Source organism: Pseudomonas sp. LS1212 (assembly GCF_024741815.1).
Taxonomy (GTDB): Bacteria; Pseudomonadota; Gammaproteobacteria; order Pseudomonadales; family Pseudomonadaceae; genus Aquipseudomonas.
In genome coordinates, this window is the sequence record NZ_CP102951.1 from 3,656,853 (window position 1) to 3,681,823 (window position 24,971).

At 60.3% G+C, this 24,971-nt stretch carries 16 protein-coding genes and 2 pseudogenes; 11 read left to right on the plus strand and 7 right to left on the minus strand.

Translation table 11 applies throughout. The features are described from left to right. Nucleotides 1-140 precede the first annotated feature (140 nt). Nucleotides 141-713 (plus strand): annotated as a pseudogene (locus NVV94_RS16975) (FecR family protein); the annotation flags it as partial. Nucleotides 714-940: 227 nt separating this feature from the next. On the opposite strand, the gene NVV94_RS16980 reads toward NVV94_RS16975, so the two are convergent. Continuing rightward, nucleotides 941-1,129, minus strand: a complete 189-nt coding sequence (locus tag NVV94_RS16980; RefSeq protein WP_258443548.1) for a hypothetical protein — start codon at nucleotides 1,127-1,129, stop codon at nucleotides 941-943. 162 nt (nucleotides 1,130-1,291) lie between these two features. On the opposite strand from NVV94_RS16980, the gene NVV94_RS16985 reads away from it, so the two are divergent. From NVV94_RS16985 to NVV94_RS17000, 4 genes are all read left to right on the plus strand, one after another. Continuing rightward, nucleotides 1,292-1,750, plus strand: coding sequence for a hypothetical protein (locus tag NVV94_RS16985; RefSeq protein ID WP_258443549.1), 459 nt, complete (start codon nucleotides 1,292-1,294; stop codon nucleotides 1,748-1,750). Nucleotides 1,751-2,081: 331 nt separating this feature from the next. After that, nucleotides 2,082-2,465 (plus strand): Mor transcription activator family protein, encoded by a 384-nt coding sequence (locus NVV94_RS16990; protein ID WP_258447733.1) that lies wholly within the window; start codon nucleotides 2,082-2,084, stop codon nucleotides 2,463-2,465. Between the two features lie 82 nt (nucleotides 2,466-2,547). Continuing rightward, nucleotides 2,548-3,198: a DUF2589 domain-containing protein gene (locus tag NVV94_RS16995; RefSeq protein ID WP_258443551.1), complete on the plus strand. Its 651-nt coding sequence runs from the start codon at nucleotides 2,548-2,550 to the stop codon at nucleotides 3,196-3,198. Nucleotides 3,199-3,277: 79 nt separating this feature from the next. After that, nucleotides 3,278-3,853, plus strand: coding sequence for a DUF2589 domain-containing protein (locus tag NVV94_RS17000; RefSeq protein ID WP_258443552.1), 576 nt, complete (start codon nucleotides 3,278-3,280; stop codon nucleotides 3,851-3,853). 15 nt (nucleotides 3,854-3,868) lie between these two features. Here NVV94_RS17000 and NVV94_RS17005 read toward each other — a convergent pair whose 3' ends face one another. From NVV94_RS17005 to NVV94_RS17015, 3 genes are read right to left on the minus strand one after another with little or no spacing between them, the layout of a single operon-like run. Then, nucleotides 3,869-7,483, minus strand: a complete 3,615-nt coding sequence (locus NVV94_RS17005; RefSeq protein WP_408733512.1) for a translocation/assembly module TamB domain-containing protein — start codon at nucleotides 7,481-7,483, stop codon at nucleotides 3,869-3,871. Nucleotides 7,484-7,539: 56 nt separating this feature from the next. Continuing rightward, nucleotides 7,540-9,267 carry an autotransporter assembly complex family protein gene (locus NVV94_RS17010; RefSeq protein ID WP_258443554.1) on the minus strand — a complete coding sequence of 576 codons (1,728 nt, stop codon included), beginning with the start codon at nucleotides 9,265-9,267 and terminating at the stop codon, nucleotides 7,540-7,542. Nucleotides 9,268-9,315: 48 nt separating this feature from the next. Then, nucleotides 9,316-9,966, minus strand: a complete 651-nt coding sequence (locus NVV94_RS17015; protein WP_258443555.1) for an N-acetyltransferase — start codon at nucleotides 9,964-9,966, stop codon at nucleotides 9,316-9,318. 195 nt (nucleotides 9,967-10,161) lie between these two features. Here NVV94_RS17015 and xthA point away from each other — a divergent pair, with 195 nt between their 5' ends. Together xthA and NVV94_RS17025 are read left to right on the plus strand one after the other, a co-directional pair. Beyond that, nucleotides 10,162-10,974, plus strand: coding sequence for an exodeoxyribonuclease III (gene xthA, locus NVV94_RS17020; protein ID WP_258443556.1), 813 nt, complete (start codon nucleotides 10,162-10,164; stop codon nucleotides 10,972-10,974). A gap of 130 nt (nucleotides 10,975-11,104) precedes the next feature. Beyond that, nucleotides 11,105-12,426, plus strand: a pseudogene (locus NVV94_RS17025) (substrate-binding domain-containing protein). A gap of 40 nt (nucleotides 12,427-12,466) precedes the next feature. Here NVV94_RS17025 and NVV94_RS17030 read toward each other — a convergent pair. Then, on the minus strand, nucleotides 12,467-13,696 hold the full coding sequence (locus tag NVV94_RS17030; RefSeq protein WP_258443558.1) for an acyl-CoA dehydrogenase: 1,230 nt from the start codon (nucleotides 13,694-13,696) through the stop codon (nucleotides 12,467-12,469). A 157-nt stretch (nucleotides 13,697-13,853) separates the two neighbouring features. Here NVV94_RS17030 and NVV94_RS17035 point away from each other — a divergent pair, with 157 nt between their 5' ends. Then, entirely contained in the window at nucleotides 13,854-14,780 is a 927-nt protein-coding gene (locus NVV94_RS17035; RefSeq protein ID WP_258443560.1) for a LysR family transcriptional regulator, read from the plus strand. Between the two features lie 70 nt (nucleotides 14,781-14,850). On the opposite strand, the gene NVV94_RS17040 is transcribed toward NVV94_RS17035, so the two are convergent. Beyond that, a complete protein-coding gene (locus tag NVV94_RS17040; RefSeq protein ID WP_258443561.1) occupies nucleotides 14,851-19,611 on the minus strand; it encodes a dermonecrotic toxin domain-containing protein in 4,761 nt (1,586 codons plus the stop codon). 206 nt (nucleotides 19,612-19,817) lie between these two features. Here NVV94_RS17040 and NVV94_RS17045 point away from each other — a divergent pair, with 206 nt between their 5' ends. Together NVV94_RS17045 and NVV94_RS17050 are read left to right on the plus strand one after the other, a co-directional pair. Beyond that, entirely contained in the window at nucleotides 19,818-20,228 is a 411-nt protein-coding gene (locus NVV94_RS17045; RefSeq protein ID WP_258443562.1) for a MerR family DNA-binding transcriptional regulator, read from the plus strand. 15 nt (nucleotides 20,229-20,243) lie between these two features. Next, complete coding sequence (locus NVV94_RS17050; RefSeq protein ID WP_258443563.1) at nucleotides 20,244-21,143, plus strand: hydroxymethylglutaryl-CoA lyase; 900 nt, start codon at nucleotides 20,244-20,246, stop codon at nucleotides 21,141-21,143. A 706-nt stretch (nucleotides 21,144-21,849) separates the two neighbouring features. Here the strand turns inward: NVV94_RS17050 and NVV94_RS17055 are convergent. After that, complete coding sequence (locus tag NVV94_RS17055; protein WP_258443564.1) at nucleotides 21,850-23,523, minus strand: AMP-binding protein; 1,674 nt, start codon at nucleotides 23,521-23,523, stop codon at nucleotides 21,850-21,852. A 259-nt stretch (nucleotides 23,524-23,782) separates the two neighbouring features. On the opposite strand from NVV94_RS17055, the gene NVV94_RS17060 reads away from it, so the two are divergent. After that, nucleotides 23,783-24,946, plus strand: a complete 1,164-nt coding sequence (locus NVV94_RS17060) for an isovaleryl-CoA dehydrogenase (RefSeq protein ID WP_258443565.1) — start codon at nucleotides 23,783-23,785, stop codon at nucleotides 24,944-24,946. Nucleotides 24,947-24,971: the final 25 nt, after the last annotated feature.

The window sequence follows — 24,971 nt, forward strand, 5'->3', positions numbered from 1 at the left end:
CATTCGAAGATTTACGATCAATCTCCTGCATTTGAAGCACTCTAGCCAAAACAAACTTCAGCATTGATGCGTGATTGCCAGCAAACGCTGTTCTCGCGCACTGCGCTGGAAGGTTAGACTTGGCAAAACCAGGAGAGTCAATGAGCGAGCCACGCCCTTCCGAAGCCGACCACGACGCCATCACCGATGCCGCTGCACAGTGGTGCATGCGCTTGCATGCCGAGGATTGCACGGCGAGCGAAAGGGTGGCTTTCGAACAATGGCTCGATGCCGACCCTCTGCATGCCCTCGAGTACGAGGCCATGCGGGACATCTGGCAAACCGCCGATCATTTGCCCAGGCCCGAAACAGCCCAGGTCTTGCCCCTGCGTGCTCCGGTCGCCCGGCGCCCACGGCACTGGCGCACCTACGGCGTCGCTGCGGCCATCAGCCTGCTGGCCCTGCCACTGGCGGCCTGGACCGGCTGGAACCAGGGCTGGTTGCCCAATGCCTATGAGCGCTTCGAGAGCACCAACACGATCAGCCGGGTGATTCTGGACGACGGTAGCCATGTCGAACTGAACCTGGGTACACAACTGGTCTACAGCAACTACAAGCATGAGCGCCGGGTCACCCTGAAAAAGGGTGAGGCGTTTTTCCGCGTCGAGCATGACGGCCAGCACCCGTTCGTTGTCCAGGCGGCCGATGGCCGGGTCAAGGTTACTACAACACAGCCGACATCAAGCGCCTGGTCAGCACCCTGCCCAGGGTGTTGCCGATTTACCTGACGCAAGACACCCAGGGCAACACCCTGATCAATCAAATCACGCCCGCGCAAAAAAGCTGAAAAAAAGCTCCGGCGGTCATGCCATCGGAGCTTCTCGTGGTACTCGACGCCTATCCGATTGGCCAGGTACACCTTGTCATCCATGACCATGCGTTGCAGGTCGCGGGCGGGTGCTCAGGGCTTGACCTTGCGGCGCATGATCCCATTCAGGACGACGACGAGAATCGCCACGCCGATCGCGAGGTACTGAAACAATTGCTCGGTGATCACCCCGGCATTTTGCAGGTAGGACAGGCCCAGCATGACGCCCAGAACCACCAGGGAGATCAGGATGGAGTATTTCAAACGCTGAGATTGGGTCATTACGGAATTCCTGGATTGCAAGCGAGTCAACCGCTCAACGCGTAGCGGGTGTGCATCTTACAATGTCGGGCCTGGCAATGAACCCTTTCCGTCTGCCCCCTTTCCCTGCGACCTGAAAACATGATCGCTCCGGGCCCATGCCCGCCTGCATTGGAGAAGATCATGTTGATACGTAGCCTGCTGGGCCTGCTCGCGCTGTTGAGCTGTGCAGCCCACGCCCTGCAAACACCGGCCGCAAGCGATGCCACGCTGTTGAAGCTCGCGGCAACGCTGGAGAAAACGGCAGGCAACAGCCAATGGCAACAACTCTGGAGCCGTTCCCGGCAAGCCGGACACCTTGAAGCCAACCCCACGCAGCCGTACTTCACGGCGCCCATGCGAGAGATTCCCGCGCTGGTTTCGAAAACCCTGAACCAGGCACAGAGCGTCGAAGCCCTCAAGCAGACTCAAGCCTTGTACCGTCACGATTTCAGTCCCAGGGTCGTGGGCCAGCAGGGCTCACTGGCGCTGACGGCAGTCTGCCTCTGGGTCGATTGGCGAACCCTGCCTGAAAACCCGTCCGTCAATGAGCAGTCATCCATGCAACAGGTCGGCCTGCTGTTGACGCGGCCCTGCCGGTAGCACGGGTCGAGGTTTCGTGAAGCAGGAGCGCAGCAAAACAGGGTGCGTCGCGCGAATCCTGGCCTGTAGTACTCATGCCAGGTTTCTTACTACCGCTTGCGACATCAGAGCCTACTCAAAACCCTCCGAAAGGCTACTCACGCTGATCCGCTTGTGGCCTAGATATCGTGGCGGCGGTTGATTAAAAATCCCCTTACGCCAAGCGCAGGTTCTTCTTCGATGAAAGCCGGCGCAAACGATCACCGAATTCCATAACCGTGAACGGCATGCAGCAGGATCACCGATCCGAATCATGCCTTCGCTGCCCACCCATCGTTACAAGGACGTAAACATGGAAGTCATTGACCTCACTCAGATCGACATCAGCCAACTGCCTCATTCGCTCCAGATGCTGATCGATTGCATCGGCCTGGAGAATGCCTATCGGTTGACTTGCACCTATGGCGGCCGCCCCAAGTACATACCCAAGCATCCCGAGCGTACCTCGCTGGCCGAGATTCTGCCGCACGATGCCCTGCATGCACTGATCAAGCGCTATGCCGGCATGGCCCTGGAGATCCCCAAGTCTGACCATTTCTGCCGACAGTTGCGCAACCAGCAGATTCAGCGGGAAAGCTCCAACGGTTACTCACGCAGCGTACTGGCCGACAAATACGGCCTGAGCCTGCGTCAGATCGGCAATATTCGCCGCCAGGAATCAACAACCCACAGGTAACGTGTTCCACCTGCACCCCGTTGTGCAGGGCCCATAAGATGAAAGTGCGCACTCACGCGCATCAATGAAAAGGACTTCGCACATGGCACAAATCGATAACAGCCTGATTGGCTCCGTCATGAACGCCCTGCCGCTGGACCGGATGATTTCCGGCCCGCTGCAGGCAATGATTCAAGCCCAGATCTCGGCGAGCAAATCCTACGCCGACTTCCTCATGGGAGTCTGCATCCAGGATGGCAAGGCCGTCGCTATCCAGTTCGACTACGACGAAACCATTACCGATGAGCAAGGGGTCTACAAGGGCACCATCGCCAAGAAAATGCAGATTCCTCTGCTGGCGGCCATCACCCACCCGAACATCTGCATCGAAGAAGGCAACATCGAGTTCGAGCTGACCATCAGCCAGCAAGCCGAAAGCTCGAGCGAGACAGCTGCCGAAGCCGGCTTCCAGGCCTCAATGGGTTGGGGTGGTTTTAAACTGTCGGTCAAGGGCCAGGTCAGCCACAAATCGTCCCAGACTCGCAAGACCGACACCCGCGCCCGCTATGCATTCAACACTCGCGTGACCCGCCAGGACCCACCGGAAGCCCTGATGCGCGTCATCGACTTCCTGACCGAGGCGGCGACCAAACCCACGATGATCGCAAATACCGAAGCCAGCAATCTGGATGGCATGCCGGTCTCCGCCTTGCCGATGCCGGATAAAGCGGCCGCGAGCGCGACCGCCCCCTGACGCACCGCTTTAAACACGCAAAAAAATGCCTCGCCCCCAAGGCGGGGCGTCCTGCCGATAGCGCAAGGAGCCTAGATCCGTGGCACTTTTTTCCCGTAGCAAAGAGCCCATGACCGCCAGTGACCTGTGCGACATCACCCGCGGCCTGCAAGAGGCGGCCGCCGCTACCAACAACCTGATTGCCCAGCAGTACATCAAGCTGTTCGACCAGTTCTTCGACTATGACGCCGATGACCTGGGCACACCGATGAAAGCCAAGATGGTCGAGGTCGCGCTGGATGAGCAGCACGGCATGAAGATCCCGTTGATCGCGTTGGTCGCTCCCCGGGGCCTGGCACTCGAGCGCATGCAGGTTGATCTGTCGGTGAGGATCCAGGCCACCGAGCTGGCCACTGCGAGCCACGCACTGGAGAACGGAGTGGTCCAGAGCGAACGCTTCTTCGTCACCGTTGGGGCGGACAAGCGCCAGGGCCAGCAGCGCGACCCGAACGAGGTGCAGATCAGCATGCAGTTCCAGGCCTGCGAGCCACCGGAGGCGATCAACCGGCTGATCGAGGAATATACCCACCTGATCAGCCCTTTCCGCCCGAAGGCCTACACCAGACCGGACCCGGACCAACCCAATGAGTTCATCGAGGCCGCCACCGTGCGCTGAGAAGGACAACACCCATCAGAAGTCGCGCTTGTAAAACAGATCAAGAGAGCTGGCCAGCCCACTGGCCGCCTCCAGATACAAGCGCTTGCTCAGCATATAGCGCAAGGCGATGGTATTGGCCGGTTCAAATACGCCGACACCATAGCGCAAGCTCAGGCGTTCGGACAGGTTGCCGCTGGCAACCACGCTGGTACTGGCGCCGCTGCCTTGGGTACCGAGCTGGAAGTCATCGATGCCCAGGTCCTTGGCCAGGCTGCCGGTGAGCGAGGCACTCCCGGCCAACCCCAGGCCCAACGCCGCCTGGGCCAGCATATTGTTGTCTTCGCCGGTGGTACTGAGCGGTCGCCCCAGCACCAGATACGACAGCGCCTGCTCCTGGCTCATGGCCGGTTCCGAAAAGACCTGGGTGGTCGGCTGCTCGGCGTTGCCGGTCAGGCGGATACCGGCAATGACGTCGTCTGTCTTGCGGATGGCTTCGATATCCAGGTACGGCTGGTCGATAGGGCCGGCAAACAGCAGGCGCGCCCGGCGGATGGTCAGGCGTTGGCCATAGGCGCGATAGCGCCCGTCGATGAGCTTCAGCTCGCCGCGCGTGTCGAGGTTGTCACCGATATGAACATGCCCGGCCAGGTTCGCGGTCAAGCCGAAACCACTGAACGACAGCTTCTCCTGCCCCACCTCTACGTCGATGTCCATGGCCATCGCCAGGGGCGTCTTGCCCTCTTCGGTCTGATGGCCAATGATCACCGTATCGTCGGACAACTTGACCGTCGATGGCGGCAGTTCGCGCACGGTGATCGTCCCCTTGGGCACCAGGACCTTGCCGGCAATCGACAAGCGCTCGTCCTTGACCTGAATCTTCAGATCCGGCGCCACCTCCAGTGCAGCATAGGGTTCGACATTGACCGGCAGGCGCGTGCCCCGCAGATGAAGATCCACCGCCAGCGCCTGCTCCCAACTGACTTGTCCGTCCAGGCTGCCCTGCCCGCTATCGCCGCTTTTCCAGGTACCTTGCAGTTGGACATTTTCCCCGGCGATCAGCGCCTGTACCTGCAGATCCTTGACGCTGGTCGGCAGCTCGGCGCCACTGACCTCGCCCTCGCTGAGCCTCAGGCTGCCATTGACCTGCGGCGCTGTCAGCGTCCCGGATAGCCGGCCGCTGCCGTTCAAGTGCCCGGTCAGGCGTTCGACCATGGGCACGAAGGGCCGCGCCACCGAAAGGTCCAGCCCGGTGAGGCGGAAGTCGCCCGTCAAGGGCTTGTTCTGCGCCACGGGGTTGATCTGCGTGGTGACCGACAATTCGCCCAGCTTGTTACCCCGAAACGCCAGTTGGGTATCGATGCGCGTGGGTGCCAGCCTGCTGTCCAGGCGCAGGGTCTGATACGGGAAGTCCAGCCACCGGTCTTTCTCGCGAACACGCAGGGTACCGCCGCTGGCATCCACCACTACTTGGCCCTTGGGGCCGGAAGCCGGCAGGTCGAGTTGCACATCGGCATTGAGCCGCCCCTGCCAGGCGAAGTCCTTGGGCAACCACTGGGCCAGGCTCTCTATCGGGAACTGTTTAAGGTGATAGCGCAGACGCGGTTCAGGCATCAGGCGCTGGTCTTCGCCACACAGGCTGGCCGGCCCCGACAGCCAGCAATGAGCACCGAAATCGAGCTGGCCGCTGGCCTTGCGTTCGATTTTCGCCGGGGCCTGCAGCTTCCAGGCCTGGCCACCGGTCTGGATTTCACCGCTGGCCAGACGGCCTCGCCAGTCGCCTTTGTCCAGGTTGCCATCCAGGCCCAGGTCCAGCTTCAACTGCGGCCCTTGCAGGGCCAATTGCAATTGTTGCCGACGAGCATCGCCCTGCCCCTTGGCGGTCAGGGTGCCCAGAGAAGTTTCGCCGACCCGCAGGGTTCTGGCGCTGAGATCGATCACCGCGTGTTGTGCGCTATCGAGCCGGGCATCCAGGTCGAGGCTTTGCAGGTGATTGTCGGCCATGGTCAACCGTTGGCCCTGGAGCTTGAATTGCCCCTGTGGCGCCTTCGGCGTCCCGGCCACCTCCATCCGGCCCTTGAGCTGGCCCTGCAACCGGGGCCAGAGCTGGCCCAGGCGCGGCAGGTTGAGGTCGATCTGCCCGGCCAGGCGTTGTTGCAAACTCCCACTGCCGTTGATGCGGTTCTCACCCAGGCGGATATCCAGGGTGCCGAGGGTCCAGTTTTCGCCCGCCCCCTCAGCCTTGGCCAGCAGCACGGCGGTTTGCCCGCGCAGGCGACCCTTGAGGTCCAGGTCGGCGCTCAGTTGCAGCTTCTCGTTCTGCCATGATCCCTTGCTGCGCAACGGGCCTGCCAGGGTGCCCGGTAGCTCGCCAACCCAGTAGGCCGGGTTGATCGCGCTCAGGTCCAGCGCCGTGTCCCAGCCGATACCGTCGGCGAACTGCACCTTGAGGTATCCCTTGGCCTTGCCCTGCCCCGCGGCCAGTTCGAGCTGCGCGAGCGCAATCTGCTTGAGGTCGCCACTGAACGGGCTACCCAGCTTGAAGGGACCTGCCGGGCCCTCCAGGTCGCCATGGAAGTTGCCCTGGTAGGTGCCATCGCGGTACTGCACCTGGCCATTGAACTTGCGCAGCAGCACCTGCGGTGGCTCGTCGACGGGGTACAGCCGTTGCCAGGGAAAATCCAGCCAGTCGACCTGAACGTCGGCATCGAACCCTTCCTGCCAGGCCAGCCGGCCATTGAGCTTGAGCAGTTGTTCGGGGCTGGCAGTCAGGTCCAGCGCTGCGATATCCGCACCCCGGGCATCGACGCGACCTTGCAACTGCAGGCTGACCGGCCCCTGTTCGGCCGGCAGGCTGGCCTGCCCGGCTATTTGGTAACCCGCCTTGAGATCGCCCTTGCCGGTCAACACGACTTGATTCAAGCGCAGGGTATTGGGCAGGTCGGCGGCCGGCTTGAACCCGTCCGCGGTGATACGGACCTGTGCCGGCAGATCTTCGGCCAGCGGTTTCAGCTCGCCGCTCAGATGACCGTTGAGGTAGCCACTGCTGTCGCCGTCGAGCACCAGGGTCTTGAGCAGGTCGCCCTTGACCCTCACCGCCAGTTGCCAGGGCTGTTCACCCATACTGGGCAATTGCAGGTGCCCGCTGGCGCTCAGGGGCCAGTCTCCCCCCGGCTGCAATGAACCTTGCATAGCGAGGCGCAAGTCGTCGCGCTGTAGCTTGAGCGTATCGATCTGCAGGCCGGAAGCCGTCCAGCGAGCCGCCAACTGCAGATCGCCAAGCTGCCGGGTACCGTCAAGTTCCAGGCTGCCGATGCGCACGTCGCCCAACTCGATGGCCAGCGGCAGCTTCAGTTCCGGCAGTTGCAGCGGGCCGCTGTCGGCATTTTCGTCAGCGGGGGCGAACTGCAGCTCGATTTTTTCGACCTGCAGTTGCTCGATGCACAGGGTTCTGCGCAGCAGGCAAGCGGGTGACCAGCTGAACGATGGCGCCAGCAACTGCACCCGATCCTCGCCCTGCTGCCAGCGCAGCTTCGCCGCACGCCAGTGACCGCCCAGGCGCCCTTGAAAGTCTTCTACCTGCAATCCCGGCACTTGCGCCAATGCCCAGCGGCTGCCCGCCTCGGTGCCCAATAGCAGGACGACCGTCATCGGCACCAGCAGCAACAAGGCCAGCAGCCCGAGCAACACCCCTTTCACAACACGACTCAAAGTTCCGGCCCCATGGAGAAATGCAAGCGGATACCGCCGTCGTCATCCAGCGCCCGGGCCAGATCCAGACGCAGCGGCCCGACCGGAGAAACCCAACGCACACCGACGCCGACGCCAGTCTTGAGGCTGGGCAGCTCCAGATTATCGAACGAATTGCCCTGGTCGACGAAGGTCGCCACGCGCCACTTCTCGGCAATCGCGTATTGATACTCGACACTGCCGGCCACCAGATAGCGGCCGCCGATCCGGTCGCCATCGGAGTTCTCCGGCGACAGGCTCTGGTAATCGTAACCGCGTACGCTCTGATCGCCACCGGCGAAGAAGCGCAACGACGGCGGTATCGACTTGAAGCCGTTGGTAGCACTGCCGCCGAACTGCACCCGACCAAGCAACCGGTGGTTCTGGCCCAGGGTGGTCAAGCCCTTGAGCAGGACATTGCCGTGCAGCAGGTTGATGTCCGACAGCAGCCCTTCCTTGGCCACCTGGACATCGAACTGCAGGCGGTAGCCATTGTGCGGGTCGATGCGGTTGTCGCTGCGCAGGTAGGAATAGCTGACGCCGGGCATGAGCAAGGTACTCAACCCGGAGTCATCACCCAGGCGATACTCTTCGCGCTGCCACTTCAGGGAGATGACCCGCTGCCAGCCGCTGGGCAACTTGCTGTGCCATTCCGGGCCGAAGGTCAGCAGTTTGCTGAGACTGTCGGTATTGGCGATCTCTTCATACTGATAACCGCCAGCCCAGCGCAGCTTGTCGGTCAGCGGCGGATCGAGCGGGATGTCATAAAACAGCCCGACGTTCTGCCGGGGGGCCGACAGTTCCATTTCCCAGCCGTAACTATGCCCCTGCGGATTGACCCAATGGCGGGTCCAGTTGGCCTTGCCGCGCGGCCCGACATCGGTCGAGAAGCCAAGGCCCAGGCCCATGGTCCGGGGTTTGCGGGTTTCCAGCTGGACATCGACTGGAATCACCTGGCCGGTTGCCGCCATGGGCGCGGCATCGACCCGCACCCCTTCGAAGTAACTGCTGGACTGCAAGGCCTGGTTGAGTTCGGCAACCAGTTCGGAGTCGTAGGGTGTGTTCTCCTTGAACGGCACCATGCGCTGCAGAAGATCGTCGTCAAACGGCGTGTCACCTTCGAACTGCACCTTGCCCAATTTGTAGCGCGGCCCGCTCTGGTACACCAGCTCGATGTCGGCGACGCCGGCCTGTGGGTCTACCGCCAGGCGCTGGCGGGTGAAGCGCCCGCTGAAAAAGCCATAGCGCGAAGCCTGGTTCTGGATCAGCCGCTTGGCGTCTTCGTAATGCCCATGGTTGAGCACCGCGCCACTGCGCAGGGCCTTGCTGTCGGGAACGCGAAACGCTTTCAGCTCGCTGGCAGGGCCTTCGACCCGCACGGTGACATCGCGCAAAAGCACCGGCTCGCCCGGCTCGATGGTGAGCACCAGGCGTGGCGACTTGCCAGCTTTTACTTCGCTTTCGATCTGCGCCTGATAGTAGCCCAATGCCTGTGCGGCTTTTTTCGCCTGCTCCTCGGCACCTCGGCTGAACCGCAGCAAGGCTTCCTCGTCGCGATCGCCAAGGCTGCCGATATAGCCTTGGACGTTAGCCTTGAGTTCTTTATTGGCCGGTTTGATGTTTACGTCCAACTCACTCTGGGCGTGAGCGACGAACGTGCTGATCAACAGCATCAAACCGGCTGGGATTCGTCCTGAAAACTTCATAGGCGCGGATGCTATCACGAGCCCGATAGAAGCTCTAACTTCGGCTTTTCAGGCACGCGCCGCCACCACACGCTGTGGGTTGGAGTGAAAAAACACATGCTCAAGGACCGGTCCTATCGCAATCTGGCCGATTTCTTCATAGCCCTGACGCGTATAAAACTCCAGATAGCGCGGATTTCCGGTATCGAGCACCACCCCTTCGGAATGAGCGTCTTCGGCGCACCAGTTATGCAGCGCCTCAAGCAATTGCTCGCCATAATGCTTGCCCTGGAATTGCGGGTGAATACCCAGCAACGGCAAGACATGCACCTGCCCGGACGGCAGGCAGGCCAGGACCGCTTCGTGGTAGTCCAGGTAGCGGCGCGTACAGCGAAAACCGGTACTGAGCAGCATGCGCATGCGCCAGGCCCAGCTCTCGGTGATACCCAAACGGCGCTGCGGCGGGGCGATGAGGGCAATGCCGATCAAGCGGTCCTCAAGCAGCAGCCCCAATGCCGGCAGCTCCTGAAAGAAATGTTGCTTGACCAGCTCCCGCACCGTGGCCCGCACCCGGTGCTCATAGCCCGGCCGCTCGGCCTCCAACAGATAGCCGAACGTGGGCTCGTGCCGGTAGGCGTGGTAGAGCAACGAACAGGCCTCGCGGCCATAGCCGCCGTCGAGCAAGCGAACTTCAGCCACGGCAGTGGATGATTCAGGCATGGGACAGGACCTCGCGATAATCACGGCACTGCTCGGCTGGCAGTGTATGTTCCATTTGAGAGTCCTCCTTGCAAGCATGTTCCTGCGTGTCGATGGACCCATGTCCGACGTTAGCAGTCGATACGGCCTTGCGCCATGCTGGCGGTGGCAGATGATGTCCGCTAGCATCCCAGTTTTGCCAGGATTGCCGCCCCCATGAAGATCGTTTCATTCAACATCAACGGCCTGCGCGCCAGGCCTCATCAGTTGGCGGCGCTGATTGAAAAGCATCAGCCGGATGTCATCGGCCTGCAGGAAACCAAGGTCTCGGACGAGCAGTTCCCGCTGGCCGAGATTGAAGCGCTGGGTTATCACGTCCACTTTCATGGCCAGAAAGGCCATTACGGCGTGGCCTTGCTCTCGCGCCAGCCCCCCTTGAGCCTGAGCAAGGGCTTTGCCACGGACGAAGAAGACGCCCAGCGCCGCTTTATCTGGGGCACCTTTGCCGACGCCGATGGCCAGACCGTGACCATCATGAACGGTTACTTCCCCCAGGGTGAAAGCCGCGACCACCCCACCAAGTTCCCGGCCAAGCAACGGTTCTACAGCGACCTGCAAGCCCTGCTCGAGAGCCAGTTCCGCAATGATCAGCCACTGGTGGTGATGGGGGACGTGAATATTTCACCCGAAGACTGCGACATCGGTATCGGCCCGGACAACGCCAAGCGCTGGCTCAAGACCGGCAAATGCAGCTTCCTGCCGGAAGAGCGCGAGTGGATGGCGCGCCTGAAGAACTGGGGCCTGGTCGACAGCTTCCGGCACCTGTACCCGGAAGTGGCGGACCGATTCAGTTGGTTCGACTACCGTAGCCGCGGCTTTGACGACGAGCCCAAGCGCGGGCTGCGCATCGACCTGATCCTGACCTCCAGCCGCCTGCTGCCGCGTATCAAGGCGGCGGGGGTGGATTACGATTTGCGCGCCATGGAAAAACCGTCCGACCATGCGCCGATCTGGCTTGAGCTGAGCTGATTAGGTTGTGATCGTTGCGCCCGCTTCGCGCGCGAGCGCGTAGCGGTTGCGGTCGCGGCCTACCGTCATATTTCAGTCATCGATCTGACTTATTCTCCCGGCAGTTCCCCTCCCTTCAAGGTACTGCCGCATGCCGCTCGCCCTGACGATTCTGGCTGCCCTGCTCCTGCTCCCGGGCTTCTCGTTCGCCGAACAATCGGCACCGGTGCTGCGCATCCAGGGCTCCAACACCATCGGCGCAGTGCTCGGTCCGGCCCTGGTCAAAGGCTTGTTGCAAGAGCAGGAACTGCAGAATGTGCAGGTTCAAGCATCCGCCAACGTCAACGAACAGCAGATCAGCGGCCAGACCACCACCGGGCAAACGATCCGGATCGAGGTCGCGGCTCATGGTTCGAGCACGGGCTTCAGCGCGCTGAAGTCCGGAACCGCCGACCTTGCAGCTTCCTCTCGCCCAATCAAGGATGCCGAACTGGTCGAGCTCGAAGCGCTTGGCGACCTGAAAGACCCCGAAGCCGAGCAGGTCATCGCGATCGACGGCGTGGCCGTCATCCTGCACCCGGACAACCCGTTGCAGCAGTTGAACACCGAGCAACTGGCCGGGATTTTTTCCGGCAGGATCCAGACCTGGGAGCAACTGGGATCAGGCCAGGGTCCGATACACCTGTATGCCCGCGATGAACGCTCCGGCACGTTCGAAACCTTCAAGACGCTGATACTCGACCCGCTCGGCCAGAGCCTGTCAGCCAATGCCGTGCGTTTGGAGTCCAGCGAGCAACTCACAACCGAAGTCTGCCAGATCGTCAGGCCATCGGTTTCATCGGCCTGCCGTATGTGCACAAGGCCAAGGCGCTGGCCATCAAGGACGGCGATTCGCAACCCATGCTGCCGACGCCCGCCCTGATCGCCAGCGAAGATTATCCGCTGTCCCGTCGCCTGTATTTCTATTTACCTCCGGACAACCAAAACCCCTGGGCCCGGGCCCTGATGCGCTATGTGCAAAGCGATCAGGGCCAGGCCATCGTCAGTGCCAGCGGATTCGTCGCGCAAAGTATTCAGCCGATGCGGGTACCCCCCTTCAACGGCATGCCCCAGGCTTACCGGGCACTGGCCGATAACGCCATGCGCTTGTCGTTGAACCTGCGTTTCAGTGAAGGCAGCGCCACGCTCGACAACAAGGCCCGGGCGGACCTGGACCGGCTGTTCGCCTACCTCAAACAAACCGACAAGTTAGAGCGCAAAGTCACCCTGGTCGGCTTCGGCGACGCCAAGGACGATCCGGCGCGTGCCCTGCTGCTGTCGAAACTGCGGGCCATGGCGGTCCGCCGCGAACTGTTCAAGCAAGGGGTAATCCTGCGAGACCTGGTCGGGCTGGGTGCACAGATGCCTGTCGCCGACAATGATCAGGACCAGGGCCGGGTCAAGAATCGGCGCGTCGAGGTGTGGGTACATTGAGCAGTGCCTCAATCATTACATAGAGGCACTGGCCGCTGGTTCAGTGTTCGCTGCGCAGCAACTCCCTGGGCACGTATTTACCGATCTCGAACTTGCCGATGGCGGCGCGGTGCACTTCATCCGGACCGTCAGCCAGGCGCAGGGTGCGCTGCATGGCATACATATAGGCCAGCGGGAAATCATTGGAGACACCGGCGCCGCCATGGATCTGGATCGCCCGGTCGATCACCTTCAGGGCCACGTTCGGCGCCACCACCTTGATCTGGGCAATCTCGCTCCTGGCCACCTTGTTGCCCACGGTGTCCATCATATAGGCCGCCTTGAGCGTCAACAGACGTGCCATGTCGATCTCCATCCGCGAGTCGGCGATCTTGTCGACGTTGCCCCCCAGCCGCGCCAATGGGCGACCGAAGGCGGTGCGCTCCACCGAACGCTTGCACATCAGTTCCAACGCACGCTCGGCCATGCCGATCGAGCGCATGCAGTGGTGAATCCGGCCCGGGCCAAGCCGGCCCTGGGCGATTTCGAAGCCGCGGCCCTCGCCCAGCAATACGTTTTCATAAGGCACCCGTACGTTTTCGAACAGGACTTCGGCATGGCCGTGCGGGGCATCGTCGTAACCGAACACCGGCAGCGGGCGGACGATTTTCACGCCGGGTGCATCGGTGGGCACCAGAATCATCGAGTGCTGCTGGTGACGCGGGCCATCGGGGTTGGTCAAGCCCATGAAGATCATGATCTTGCAGCGCGGATCGCAGGCGCCGGAAGTCCACCATTTACGGCCATTGATGACCCACTCATCGCCCTGGCGCTCGGCCCGGGCGGCCATGTTGGTGGCATCCGAGGACGCCACGTCCGGCTCGGTCATCGCGAACGCCGAGCGGATCTCACCACGCAGCAGCGGCTCGAGCCATTGTTGCTTCTGCGCTTGGTTGGCATAACGCACCAGCACTTCCATGTTGCCGGTATCGGGCGCCGAACAGTTGAACGGTTCTGGCCCCAACAAGGAGCGGCCCATGATTTCTGCCAGCGGCGCGTACTCGAGGTTGGTCAGGCCGGCGCCCAGTTCAGACTCGGGCAGAAACAGGTTCCACAGGCCCTCGGCCTTGGCCCTGACCTTGAGCTCTTCCATGATCGCAGTCGGCTGCCAGCGATCGCCTTCGGCGACCTGGCGCTCGAACACCGCTTCGGCCGGGTAGACATAGGTGTCCATGAATGCGGTCACGCGTTCACGCAGTTCCTGGACCTTGGGGGAGTAGGCGAAATCCATGGGCAGCTACCTTCTGAGGGAGGTTGTCGGGTTCATGAAACCGATGCTAGATCAGCCGCCAAAATTTACCTAACCTATTCTCGGCGTGTATAAACATTCATAACCGATATATGATCGGCTGATGCAACCGCAAAAAAACACAACAAGAGCGCAGCCCATGAATCTGAGCAAGGTCGACCTGAACCTCTTCATCGTCTTCGATGCCATCTACACTGAAGCCAACCTGACCCGGGCCGGACAGATCGTCGGCATTACCCAGCCGGCGGTGTCCAACGCCCTGGCGCGCCTGCGCGAAACCTTCAATGACCCGCTGTTCGTACGCACCGCCCAGGGCATGGTGCCCACGCCCATGGCCCAGAACATCATCGGCCCGGTGCGCAATGCGCTGTCGTTGCTGCGGGTGTCGGTTCAGGAAAGTCGCATTTTCAACCCGCTGCAAGCGAACAAGACCTTCCGCATCAGCATGACCGACCTGACCGAGGCGGTGATCCTGCCGCCGCTGTTCCAGCGCCTGCGCCGCCAGGCCCCGGCCGTGGTCATCGAAAGCTTCCTGTGCAAGCGCCGGGAGACCACCAAGGAACTGGCGGCCGGGCGCCTGGATTTCGCCGTCGATGCCCCGCTCAACACCGACCCGCAGGTGCGCCACGTCAAGCTCATGCAGGACCAATACGTCTGCGCCATGCGCAAGGGCCACCCGCTGTACAAGGACAAGCTCAGCCTGGACGAGTACCTGAGCATGACCCACATCCACATCTCCAGCCGCCGCAACGGCCTCGGTTATGTGGACCTGGCCCTGGGCAAGATGGGCCTGCAGCGCAAGGTCGCCCTGCGTTCGCAGCATTACCTGATGGCCTCGCAAGTGCTGCAGCAGACGGACATGGTCATGACCGTGCCGGAGCGTTTTGCACGTCGGCATGAGCTGAATTTCGTGAGTTTGCCGGTCAAGGATGTGCCGCCGGTGGAGACGCATCTGTACTGGCATGAGAGTACGGACCAGGACCCGGCGAACCGGTGGATGAGGGAGCAGATGATTGATTTGTGTCAGTGGGTGACGGCGCAGGATGAGCGGGTGGTGAAGGCGTAAGCGACCGAAGCACTTTCGGCCGCTGAAATGTGTGGAAGGGGAGCCCCGCGTTCAAAAGCGCGGGGGTAAGTTACTTAGGTTGATGTGGTGCAAGATACGTTTTTACAAACGCTGTAGTAGCTGCTTTACGATAAACCCCACCTCCCCCCATCCCGCGTTGCTCTGGAGTCTTGAAATGAACGGCTACAAAGTCCTCCAGACGATACGGCTTTTGCTTGTAGTGTAGATGCATAAAGGCGTAATCGGTATTCTCGGCGTACCCTGCAATGCCTTTACCTATACGCAATGGGTATTCCACCACAATATCCGTCTCACCATTCCGGTTGACTTTGTTCGGCAACTCGCGCCCCTGATTTACTTTGATGGCTTTCCGATTCAGCAGTGTCTCCACGGCCTCTTCAGTGATGTTTTGAGTAAACGAATGCTTAACGAGAAGTTCATCCGCAAGTTTCGTGAGGTTGCTTTTTTCGCTACTCAGGCTAGAAAGTAACCTTTCGCGATCAACCGTGCTCAGCAATTGATCCTCCTGTATCTGTTTATGTCGAAAGGCACACTCACCCGCCAAGTCATTTGCTCTTTTTTGGGCCGCTTTCCCCTCAATTCCGGACTTAAGGGTTTGTAAGCCTGTCTTTCTGTCAGCCAGTTTGGCAATGAAACTATCCGTCTCCGTTGCGAGCTTCGCAGTCTCTTTTTTGGGTGATGCACCAGGGAACCGATCCGGTACCTTTTGCCATAGTTTCTGGTCGGCGCCTGCGGAAATCACCTCGAACCTTTCTGAGAGAGAGTCCAGGGCCTTGCTCACGCCCGAGAGATCAGCGGCTTCTATGGAGGTTCTATTGGCGAAACTTCCGATCCCGCCGTCAACCGTTCGCATCAATCCTGTGAACTCGGAATCGCCTCCCAGACGTCTGTTCATCGCCGTCTGAAATTTTCGGAATTCCTTTTGAACGCCTTGATACGCACTCGCCAGATTAGCAGCGCTGCCTGGGCTACCCAACTCGCCCAGTGTGTTCAAGCTACTCTTATAGTTCTTGATCGCCGCATCGACTGCGTCCTTGAATGCCTCCTCCCCTGCTCCCAAAGCGGTGAACGCACTGTCTGCTTGTGCAAAGCCACCCTGCCCTTCGCTCACAGCTTTTTTCGCTTGCTCAATCTTTTTCTTCAACGCCGCGGGTTTCAGCCCTCTCGACCCAGCCGGCACCGAAGGCACCCTGGCAGCAGCATCAACAACCTCATCGACCGCTTGCCGGGCGATTGCCGCTTGTCGACCCCGCCCCCCGCCGCCCCATATATCCCGAAGCATGCTCAGCACAGGGCCGCCACCTTGCAGCCCGCCATCAACTAGACGGCCGCTGAACTGGCCATGAGTCACCCATCGACCGTCATCGCCCAATCGAATCGGCTGCCGATAGAAATGGCTCGGCGTTTTAGCGAGCCGCCAGGTGCGATAGGACGCGTCCCACTCCACCTCGTAAGTCAAACCGTCGCGCTGGATGTAGTGTTTGCTCCCGACCGAGTAGGTGCCCTTGGCCTGCCCTGCGTCAATGCGCGTTTTGCCATACAGGGCCATTTTACTTTGACGTCCCTCGAAAGCGTCATAAGCATAGTGACGGACTCGGCCCGAACTGCTGGCAGCCTTGGGCGTTAGCGCCACGCTGCCATCATGCCCAAGCTTGAACGTTATCTGCCGCTGCCGGGCAATGCCTTGCAGCCTTTTGACCTTGGTGAACCGACCGGCCCCTACCACCCCCGGCGCGACATCAAGGACGACATCGACCAGGGACATCATCGCCGACGCCAAGTGGTCTATGCCTTCATTGACCCGGCCCTGGAGGAACGCATTCACCGCCCCGTTGGCAGCGATCCAAAAGTCATAGACCGAAATGACTGAGCCTAGAATCGGCATGAAGCCCAAGGTCATTTTCAAATAACCATATATTGCCTGGTGCTCCAGCGCCGCCTCCTCGAGATACAACTCTCGGTTCGAGCGTGAAGAGGCGCGATGCGCGGTAACAAGCCGGCCCATTTCCAGATTGCACAAATGCGTTGGCAGGCTGGTAGACATCGGCCAAGGGGAACTGGCTCCGACAAAGCTTCGAAACCCGCTGCGCAATGCCCGTCGAACCTTGGCGGCATGCGCGTCTGCGTTGCCGTCATCCGCATGTGCCGCCAGATAGTTCAGCATCACAGCGTCCAGGGTCATATCGGCAAGCGCCATTTGCGCTTGCTCCAAACTGCTGTATTCCCTGAATGCATTACCTCTGGGAGTACCCGGCAAATACAGTATGGTAGCGTCGGTTTGCTGGTTAACCAGGAACAACAAACCTGACAATGCGACCTCTGAAGTGCCACCCAGAGCATCTCGCCCCGGGAAGAGCGTTGCAGTCTGAATATTGATATCCAACCCTTGGCTCAAGAGTTGGGCAGGGGTCGATCCATCAGCCAATTGCTCAAGAAGCCGATACGTTGACGTCGACATCCCTCGTCCCTTGACCAACAGCAGTTCGACCTTCAACAGCAACTGCCAGGGCAGCTCCAACCTTTCGCGATGCAGTTCGCGCACGAAGGCACTGCCAACCGGAAGGCGATACGCCGAAGTGATGCGTTTTTCATACTCGCCAGCCGCATCGAGCGACTTCACCAGCTGCTTGACATAATGCTGGCTGAGTTTGCCTCCTAGACTGGCATTGCTTGCTATTGGCGAGTTGATGATGACCTCCATGAAGCTCAAACGTCGCTTCATCGCATCATCAATATTTGCCAGGGCCAAATCCGAGAGTGTCATTTGTACCCAGTCATCGCTGGGCAAATATTCAATTTTTCCAGAAGGGCGCTCGCCAACGGCCGTCGGAATATCGGGGCCCAACACCGTCTCTTCTCTTACGGACTCCGGAAGATCCAGAATCACCTGGAACGGCCAAATCATGCCGATGTCTGACTCCAGGCGTTGACGAATAAGGCCATCGACAAAAGTCTCTCGATCAGGCAGTTCCTGCCTTAATAATTCACGTGCCCCAATGAAAGCTGTGCGATACGCCGCCAAGTTGTTTTGCACGGCGGTGCGATCCGCTTCCGGCAATTGATCGAAGCGTTGTTTGATCTGCTCGGCAGCCGGTACCGTGCGCAGTTGCTCAGCCACGCGTTCAAGAGCGACCTCTCGTGCTTCGTTGACCGGGATTGCGAGCTTGGTGAATGTTTGCGACTCAAGAAAACCCTGCGACTCTGCAGTGCTGGCCGTATCAGGATACGACGCAGTACCGGCGCTGATCGCCCGTGCATGACGGGGGAAGTGGGTAAGCTGATCTTTCAGGCTTTGGATAAAAGGCTTACCCGTCACTTTGACGAGACTGAGCGCAACGTCCAGCCCTTCGTCCAAACACTTGTTCAGATAATCATCAATAGCCTGAGCCTGATCGAAAGGAACATTGTCCCGAAAAACCGACTCTGTTCTTGCCAGCAAGGTGTCGACAAGCGCCTCTTTCAATGCCCCAACGTTCGCAAAGGCCAGTAAGCCACCCTGCAGGCCTGGCATGTAGAGCAACGCACTGGTCTGTTCGTCAGGTCCACCGTCGCCATTTTCGTCGACCAGAATCAACGCCCCGGCGATTTTCCAATCGTGCACCGTCAGGTCGAATACCTGGGTCTGGCGGCCGGCATATCCGTCAGCGTCGGACGAAAACACCACCTCCTCGACCATTGCCTGTTGCGCCAGGGTCAGAATGCCGAGCTTGTGCTGCAGCCTGGCTTCATCCACCACGCCCTGCGCACGGTCGTTGCAGCAGGTCAAAAATGCAGCGTCACCTTGCGCTACCCAGCCCAAGGCGTTGCTCGCGCTGAGCAAGGCTTTCAAGCGCCCGCTGGCCTCATTACGATGGTGCGTTGCGTCGAGGCTGTCCTGCATCAACAGCCCCAACCTGAACTGTGCGGCGTCGCTCCGAGGCGACTCACCCAGGTAGGTCAGGATGGCTTCCTCCTGACGCTCTACCGCTGCCTCGCGGTAAGCCAGCGCAAGCGCCTCATCGAGGCTGCCGAAGTTAATCAACGCGCGATCGCTATGGCCTTCCCGAGCCATTCGCTCTTGGATTTGATTGCGGTCGGCGGTGGAGAGGTCCCTGGCAAGCAAGCTTGAAAGATACTCGGGGTGCTTATCCCATCGCCGCTGCGCTGACTCGAAGACAACTTCGAATGGATTGCGCAGTAGTTCTGAGAACACGATCTCTTGAGCCTGTTCAAGCTGCTCCACCGTATACATTCCCTCCCACAGACTAACTCTGTTATCGAGCAGGAACGCCTCTAGGTTAGAACGATTCGAAAACCATACAGCCCCCCTGTCCCAGCCTAGCGTGAAGAGCAGGTACGCACCCCCGCGAGACACGACAATACTACCCGGCAAGGTGTCTGAGTCCTCATCAGGTACATCCACATAAACGTAGTGATATTTCGTGCCCAGTGCCGGCAACCAACTCGGTGTGATTTCAGCGGGGCCGTCGCGCCGGGCCTTCTCGATCAGTTCCCGACCCCACCGCCATCCCTGACGCGGCAATCTGAGCAACCCATATTCGATGTCCAGCCGGGCTTCAAGGTAATCATATAGGGTATCGGCTACATACTGACGGTGGCTGACCCTCGTGCCACGCGCACGAGCGTTCCAGAATTCATCCGCCGTGCCTGTCTCTTTCGAAGCCGCGCCGAGCAACCGCTGCAGGCGCTGATGTGTTGTTTCAAATTGGTGCCATGCCCGAAACAGACCATTGCCCGATCCTTCGCGGCTCTCAAGCCACAATGGATCGACTTTCATGGTGGACGGGGCAGTGCTGAGTTTGTCTGTCATTGGGCTTCTCTTCCTTGAATCGCTCAAAAAACGTGCGCACATTTGCGCTCATGCCGACTCGGCATTTGCCGAGAAGGGATAAGTATCCTCAGACAGCCCGGCGCTGAGCACTTGGAAATACTTTCAGCATGACAGGTGCAGATGCACCTTGACGTAAACGTCAACCAGCAATTAGCTTAACGTCATGCCTTAACCCGAGCCCCACCATGAGCACCCAGACCTACAGCATTTCCGACCTGTCCCGCGAGCTGGACATCACCACCCGGGCCATCCGTTTTTATGAAGAACAAGGCCTGCTCAGCCCCGAGCGGCGTGGCCTGGAGCGGATCTATTCGGCGCGTGACAAGGTCAGCCTGAAGCTGATTCTGCGCGGCAAGCGCATCGGTTTTTCCCTGGCCGAGTGCCGCGAGCTGATCGAGCTCTATGACCCCAGCAGCGGCAACGGCAAGCAGCTCAACAGCATGCTGGTGAAGATCGCCGAGCGCCGGGCACAGCTGGAGCAGCAACTGCTGGACATCCAGCAGATGCAACTGGAGCTCGATACCGCCGAAGAACGCTGCGTGCAGGCATTGGCCGAAACCCTGAAAAATCAAAAAAATGGCCGCCAGGCCTCCTGAACAGGAATAACCCTCATGTCACTGCCAAACAAAGTGCGCCTGGTCGAAGTGGGCCCGCGCGATGGCCTGCAGAACGAAGCCCAGCCCATCAGCGTCGCGGACAAGGTCCGGCTGGTCGATGATCTGACCGCCGCAGGCCTGAGTTATATCGAGGTCGGCAGTTTCGTCTCGCCCAAGTGGGTGCCGCAGATGGCCGGCTCGGCCGAGGTGTTTGCGCAGATCCAGCGCAAGCCCGGTGTGACCTATGGCGCCCTGGCGCCGAACCTGCGTGGCTTCGAGGATGCGCTGGCGGCCGGGGTCAGGGAGATTGCGGTGTTTGCGGCGGCGTCCGAGTCGTTTTCCCAGCGCAACATCAACTGCTCGATCAGCGAAAGCCTGGAGCGCTTCGTGCCGATCATGGAGCAGGCCCGCGAACACGGGGTAAGCGTGCGCGGTTATGTTTCCTGCGTATTGGGCTGCCCTTATGAAGGCCAGGTCAAACCCGAGCAGGTCGCGGTGGTCGCCCGTGAACTGCACCTGATGGGCTGCTACGAAGTGTCCCTGGGCGACACGATCGGCACCGGCACCCCGGGCGCGACGCGCAAGATGTTCGACGTGGTGGCCGCGCATGTGCCCCGCGCACAACTGGCCGGGCACTTCCATGACACCTATGGCCAGGCCGTGGCCAACATTTACGCCAGCCTGCTGGAGGGCATCGCGGTGTTCGACAGCTCCATCGCCGGCCTCGGCGGTTGCCCCTATGCCAAGGGCGCCAGCGGCAATGTCTCGACTGAAGACGTGCTCTACATGCTCCAGGGCCTGGGCATCGAAACCGGTATCGACATGGAGTTGCTGCTCGCGGCGGGCCAGCGGATCAGTGCCGTGCTGGGACGCCCCAGCGGCTCCCGAGTGGCTCGGGCACGCAGCGCACAATGAAAGTGGGGAGGTAACGCTGGCACAGTGTTACCTCCCCCTCACATTCCCCCGGAAAAGCGAGTAACACGGAAACAATTTTCCGGCTTTTTTTCGTAAGCTATTCTTTCTCATCTGCCAAACCATTGATTTTATTGGCTTTTACAAAGCTGGCACGCGGAATGCTATATCTTTGGTACAACAACAATAAAAACTGCAAAAAACCCAATAAAAATAAGACGTAACGACTCTGACATAACAAAAACAACACGACAGAGACGCAGCTAACAGATTTTTTTGGAGAGGATGTGCTTTCCAGGGGCTTGCCCCGCGACCGGACAGAGAACAATAAAACTACCCCAAGGTAGCTGCCGTATCGGTTGGATCAGCAATGATGAAGGTAGATCAGCGCTCAAAAAAATACGTTTGCTCTTGACCCCGGATGGGGGTCGCAAAAAAGCAAGAAGGGCCAAGGTCGACAAAAACAAGAACAGGCCAACCCTCAATAACAAAAAAAGAGCATGCAACAATCCTAGAGGGGAGCTTCGGCTCCCCTCAGTGCTTTCTGGGATATGTACCCATCAGTCGCCAACCCCCTTGTGGGAGCTGGCCGGGCGGCGTTCCGCTTGCCAGCGATGCTGGCAATGCGGTCTCCCTGAATCACCGCAGCGATGCCATCGCTGGCAAGCCAGCTCCCACAGAGTCCCCCCACCCCCGCACCGCATTGCTGCTACCTGTTCGCCAACTCCTCGATACTGATCTCGCGCATCCGGAACTTCTGCACCTTGCCCGTCACGGTCATGGGGAATTCTTCGACGAAGCGGAAATACCGCGGCGTCTTGAAATGCGCGATGCGGTCCTTGCACCAGGCCTGAAGTTCCGGCTCGGTGGCGCCATGGCCGGGGTGGAACTTGATCCAGGCAACGATCTCCTCGCCGTAGCGGTCATCGGGAATGCCGATCACCTGCACATCGGCAACAGCCGGATGGGTGAAGAAAAACTCCTCCAGCTCGCGCGGGTAAATGTTCTCGCCGCCGCGAATGATCATGTCCTTGTTGCGCCCGGCAATGCACACATAGCCCTGCTCGTTCATGGTCGCCAGGTCGCCGGTGTGCATCCAGCCGGCAGGATCGATAGCCTCGGCAGTGGCCTGGGGGTTACCCCAGTAGCCGAGCATCAAGCTGTAACCCCGGGTGCACAACTCGCCAATCTGCCCGCGCGGGACAATGCAGCCCTGCTCGTCGATGATTTTGCTTTCCAGCTGCGGCTGGGTGCGCCCCACCGTGGTCACGCGCAGTTCCAGGTCGTCGCTGGGGCCGGTTTGCAGAGACACCGGGCTGGTCTCGGTCATGCCGTAGGCGATCTGCACTTCACTCATGTGCATGTCGCTGATCACTCGGCGCATCACCTCGATCGGGCACGTCGCCCCGGCCATGATTCCGGTGCGCAGGCTCGACAGGTCGAATTCCTGGCGCTGGGGGTGATCGAGCATGGCGATGAACATGGTCGGCACGCCATACAGGGCGGTGGCCCGCTCCTGGGCAACGGTGCTCAGGGTCAGCAAGGGGTCGAAGGCATCGTTGGGGTAAATCATGGTGCTGCCATGGGTCATGCAGCCGATATTGCCCATGACCATGCCGAAGCAATGGTACAGCGGCACCGGAATCACCAACCGGTCGCGGTCGGTCAAACCCAGGCTCTCACCGACCATATAGCCGTTGTTGAGGATGTTGTAGTGGCTGAGGGTGGCGCCCTTGGGGAAGCCGGTGGTGCCGGAGGTGTACTGGATGTTCACCGCCTCGTCGAACTGCAGGCTCTTCTGTCGGCCTTGATAGTCGCTATCGCTGACGCCGTCGGCCAGTGCAGCCAGCTCGGCCCAGGGCAGGAAGCCCTTCGGCGGCTGCGCGTCCAGGCTGATGACCCCACGCAACTGGGGCAGCAGCTCGCTGCGCAACTGCCCCGGCGCGTGCTCGCCCAATTCGGGCAACAAGCCCGTGAGCATCTCGTGGTAATTGGAGGACTTGAACGCCCCGGCGCAGATCAGCCACTGGCAACCGGACTGCTTGAGCACGTATTCCAGTTCACTGCTACGGTAAGCCGGGTTGATGTTGACCAGGATCACGCCGATCCTGGCGCTAGCGAACTGGGCAATGCACCACTGGGCGCAATTGGGCGCCCAGACGCCCAGCCGGTCGCCGGTCTGCAGCCCCAGGGCGAGCAAGGCCCTGGCGTGCACTTCGACCGTCTCGGCCAGTTGCCGCCAGCTGTAACGCACCTGTTGGTGACGCACCACCAGCGCCTCGCCATCGGGGAAACGGGCCACGGTGTCATCGAACGCCTGGCCGATGGTCTTGGCCAGCAGCGCTTTGTCTTGCAGGCCTTTGGAGTAGCTTGGTTGATCCATGACGATCCCTTTTTTGTTTGTATTGGGAGCATGCTTGAACTGCCCGCCGCGAGGCCGGCGACCGAAAAATCGCCTTAACTCTGGCGTAAATTAACGTTAACGTAAAGGTCAATAAACACCTTTTCCCGATCAACGATTCAAAACCAATATACAGCGTTGACAGTCCCCGGCATCAGGTTTACGTTAACGTAAAGGTTATAGCTGAATCAGCCGCGACTTTTCGCGCCCTTCCACAAGAATAAACAGCAAAGGTGCAAGCATGAATTACCCATCCCTGAACTTCGCCCTGGGCGAAACCATCGACATGCTGCGTGACCAGGTCCAGGCCTTCGTCGCCGCCGAACTGACCCCGCGCGCCGCGCAGATCGATCACGACAACCTGTTCCCCGCCGACATGTGGCGCAAGTTCGGCGACATGGGCCTGCTGGGCATCACCGTGCCGGAAGAGTACGGCGGCGCGGGCCTCGGTTACCTGGCGCACGTGGTAGCAATGGAAGAAATCAGCCGCGGTTCGGCCTCGGTCGCCCTCTCCTACGGCGCCCACTCCAACCTTTGCGTCAACCAGATCAACCGCAACGGCAACCACGAGCAGAAATCCAAATACCTGCCCAAGCTGATCAGCGGCGAACATATCGGCGCCCTGGCCATGAGCGAGCCCAATGCCGGCTCCGACGTGGTCTCGATGAAGCTGCGCGCCGACAAGCGCGGCGACCACTATGTGCTCAACGGCAGCAAGACCTGGATCACCAACGGCCCGGATGCCAACACCTATGTGATCTACGCCAAGACCGACCTGGAAAAGGGCCCGCACGGCATCACCGCCTTCATCGTCGAGCGCGACTGGAAAGGCTTCAGCCGCAGCAACAAGTTCGACAAGCTGGGCATGCGTGGCTCCAACACCTGCGAGCTGTTCTTCGATGACGTCGAAGTACCGGAAGAGAACGTGCTGGGTGTCGTCAACGGCGGCGTGAAGGTCCTGATGAGCGGCCTGGATTACGAGCGCGTGGTGCTCTCCGGCGGCCCGACCGGGATCATGCAGGCCTGCATGGACGTGGTCGTGCCTTACATTCACGACCGCAAACAGTTCGGCCAGAGCATCGGCGAGTTCCAGCTGATCCAGGGCAAGGTCGCCGACATGTACACCCATCTCAACGCCGGCCGCGCCTACCTGTATGCGGTAGCCCAGGCTTGCGAGCGCGGCGAGGCCACCCGCAAGGACGCCGCCGGGGTAATCCTCTACACCGCGGAGAAAGCCACACAAATGGCTCTCGACGCGATCCAGATCCTCGGTGGCAATGGCTACATCAACGAGTTCCCGGCCGGCCGCCTGTTGCGCGACGCCAAGCTCTACGAGATCGGCGCCGGTACCAGCGAAATCCGCCGGATGCTGATCGGTCGCGAACTGTTCAACGAAACACGCTGAGCCACCCAGATAAGGAAGTGCGCCC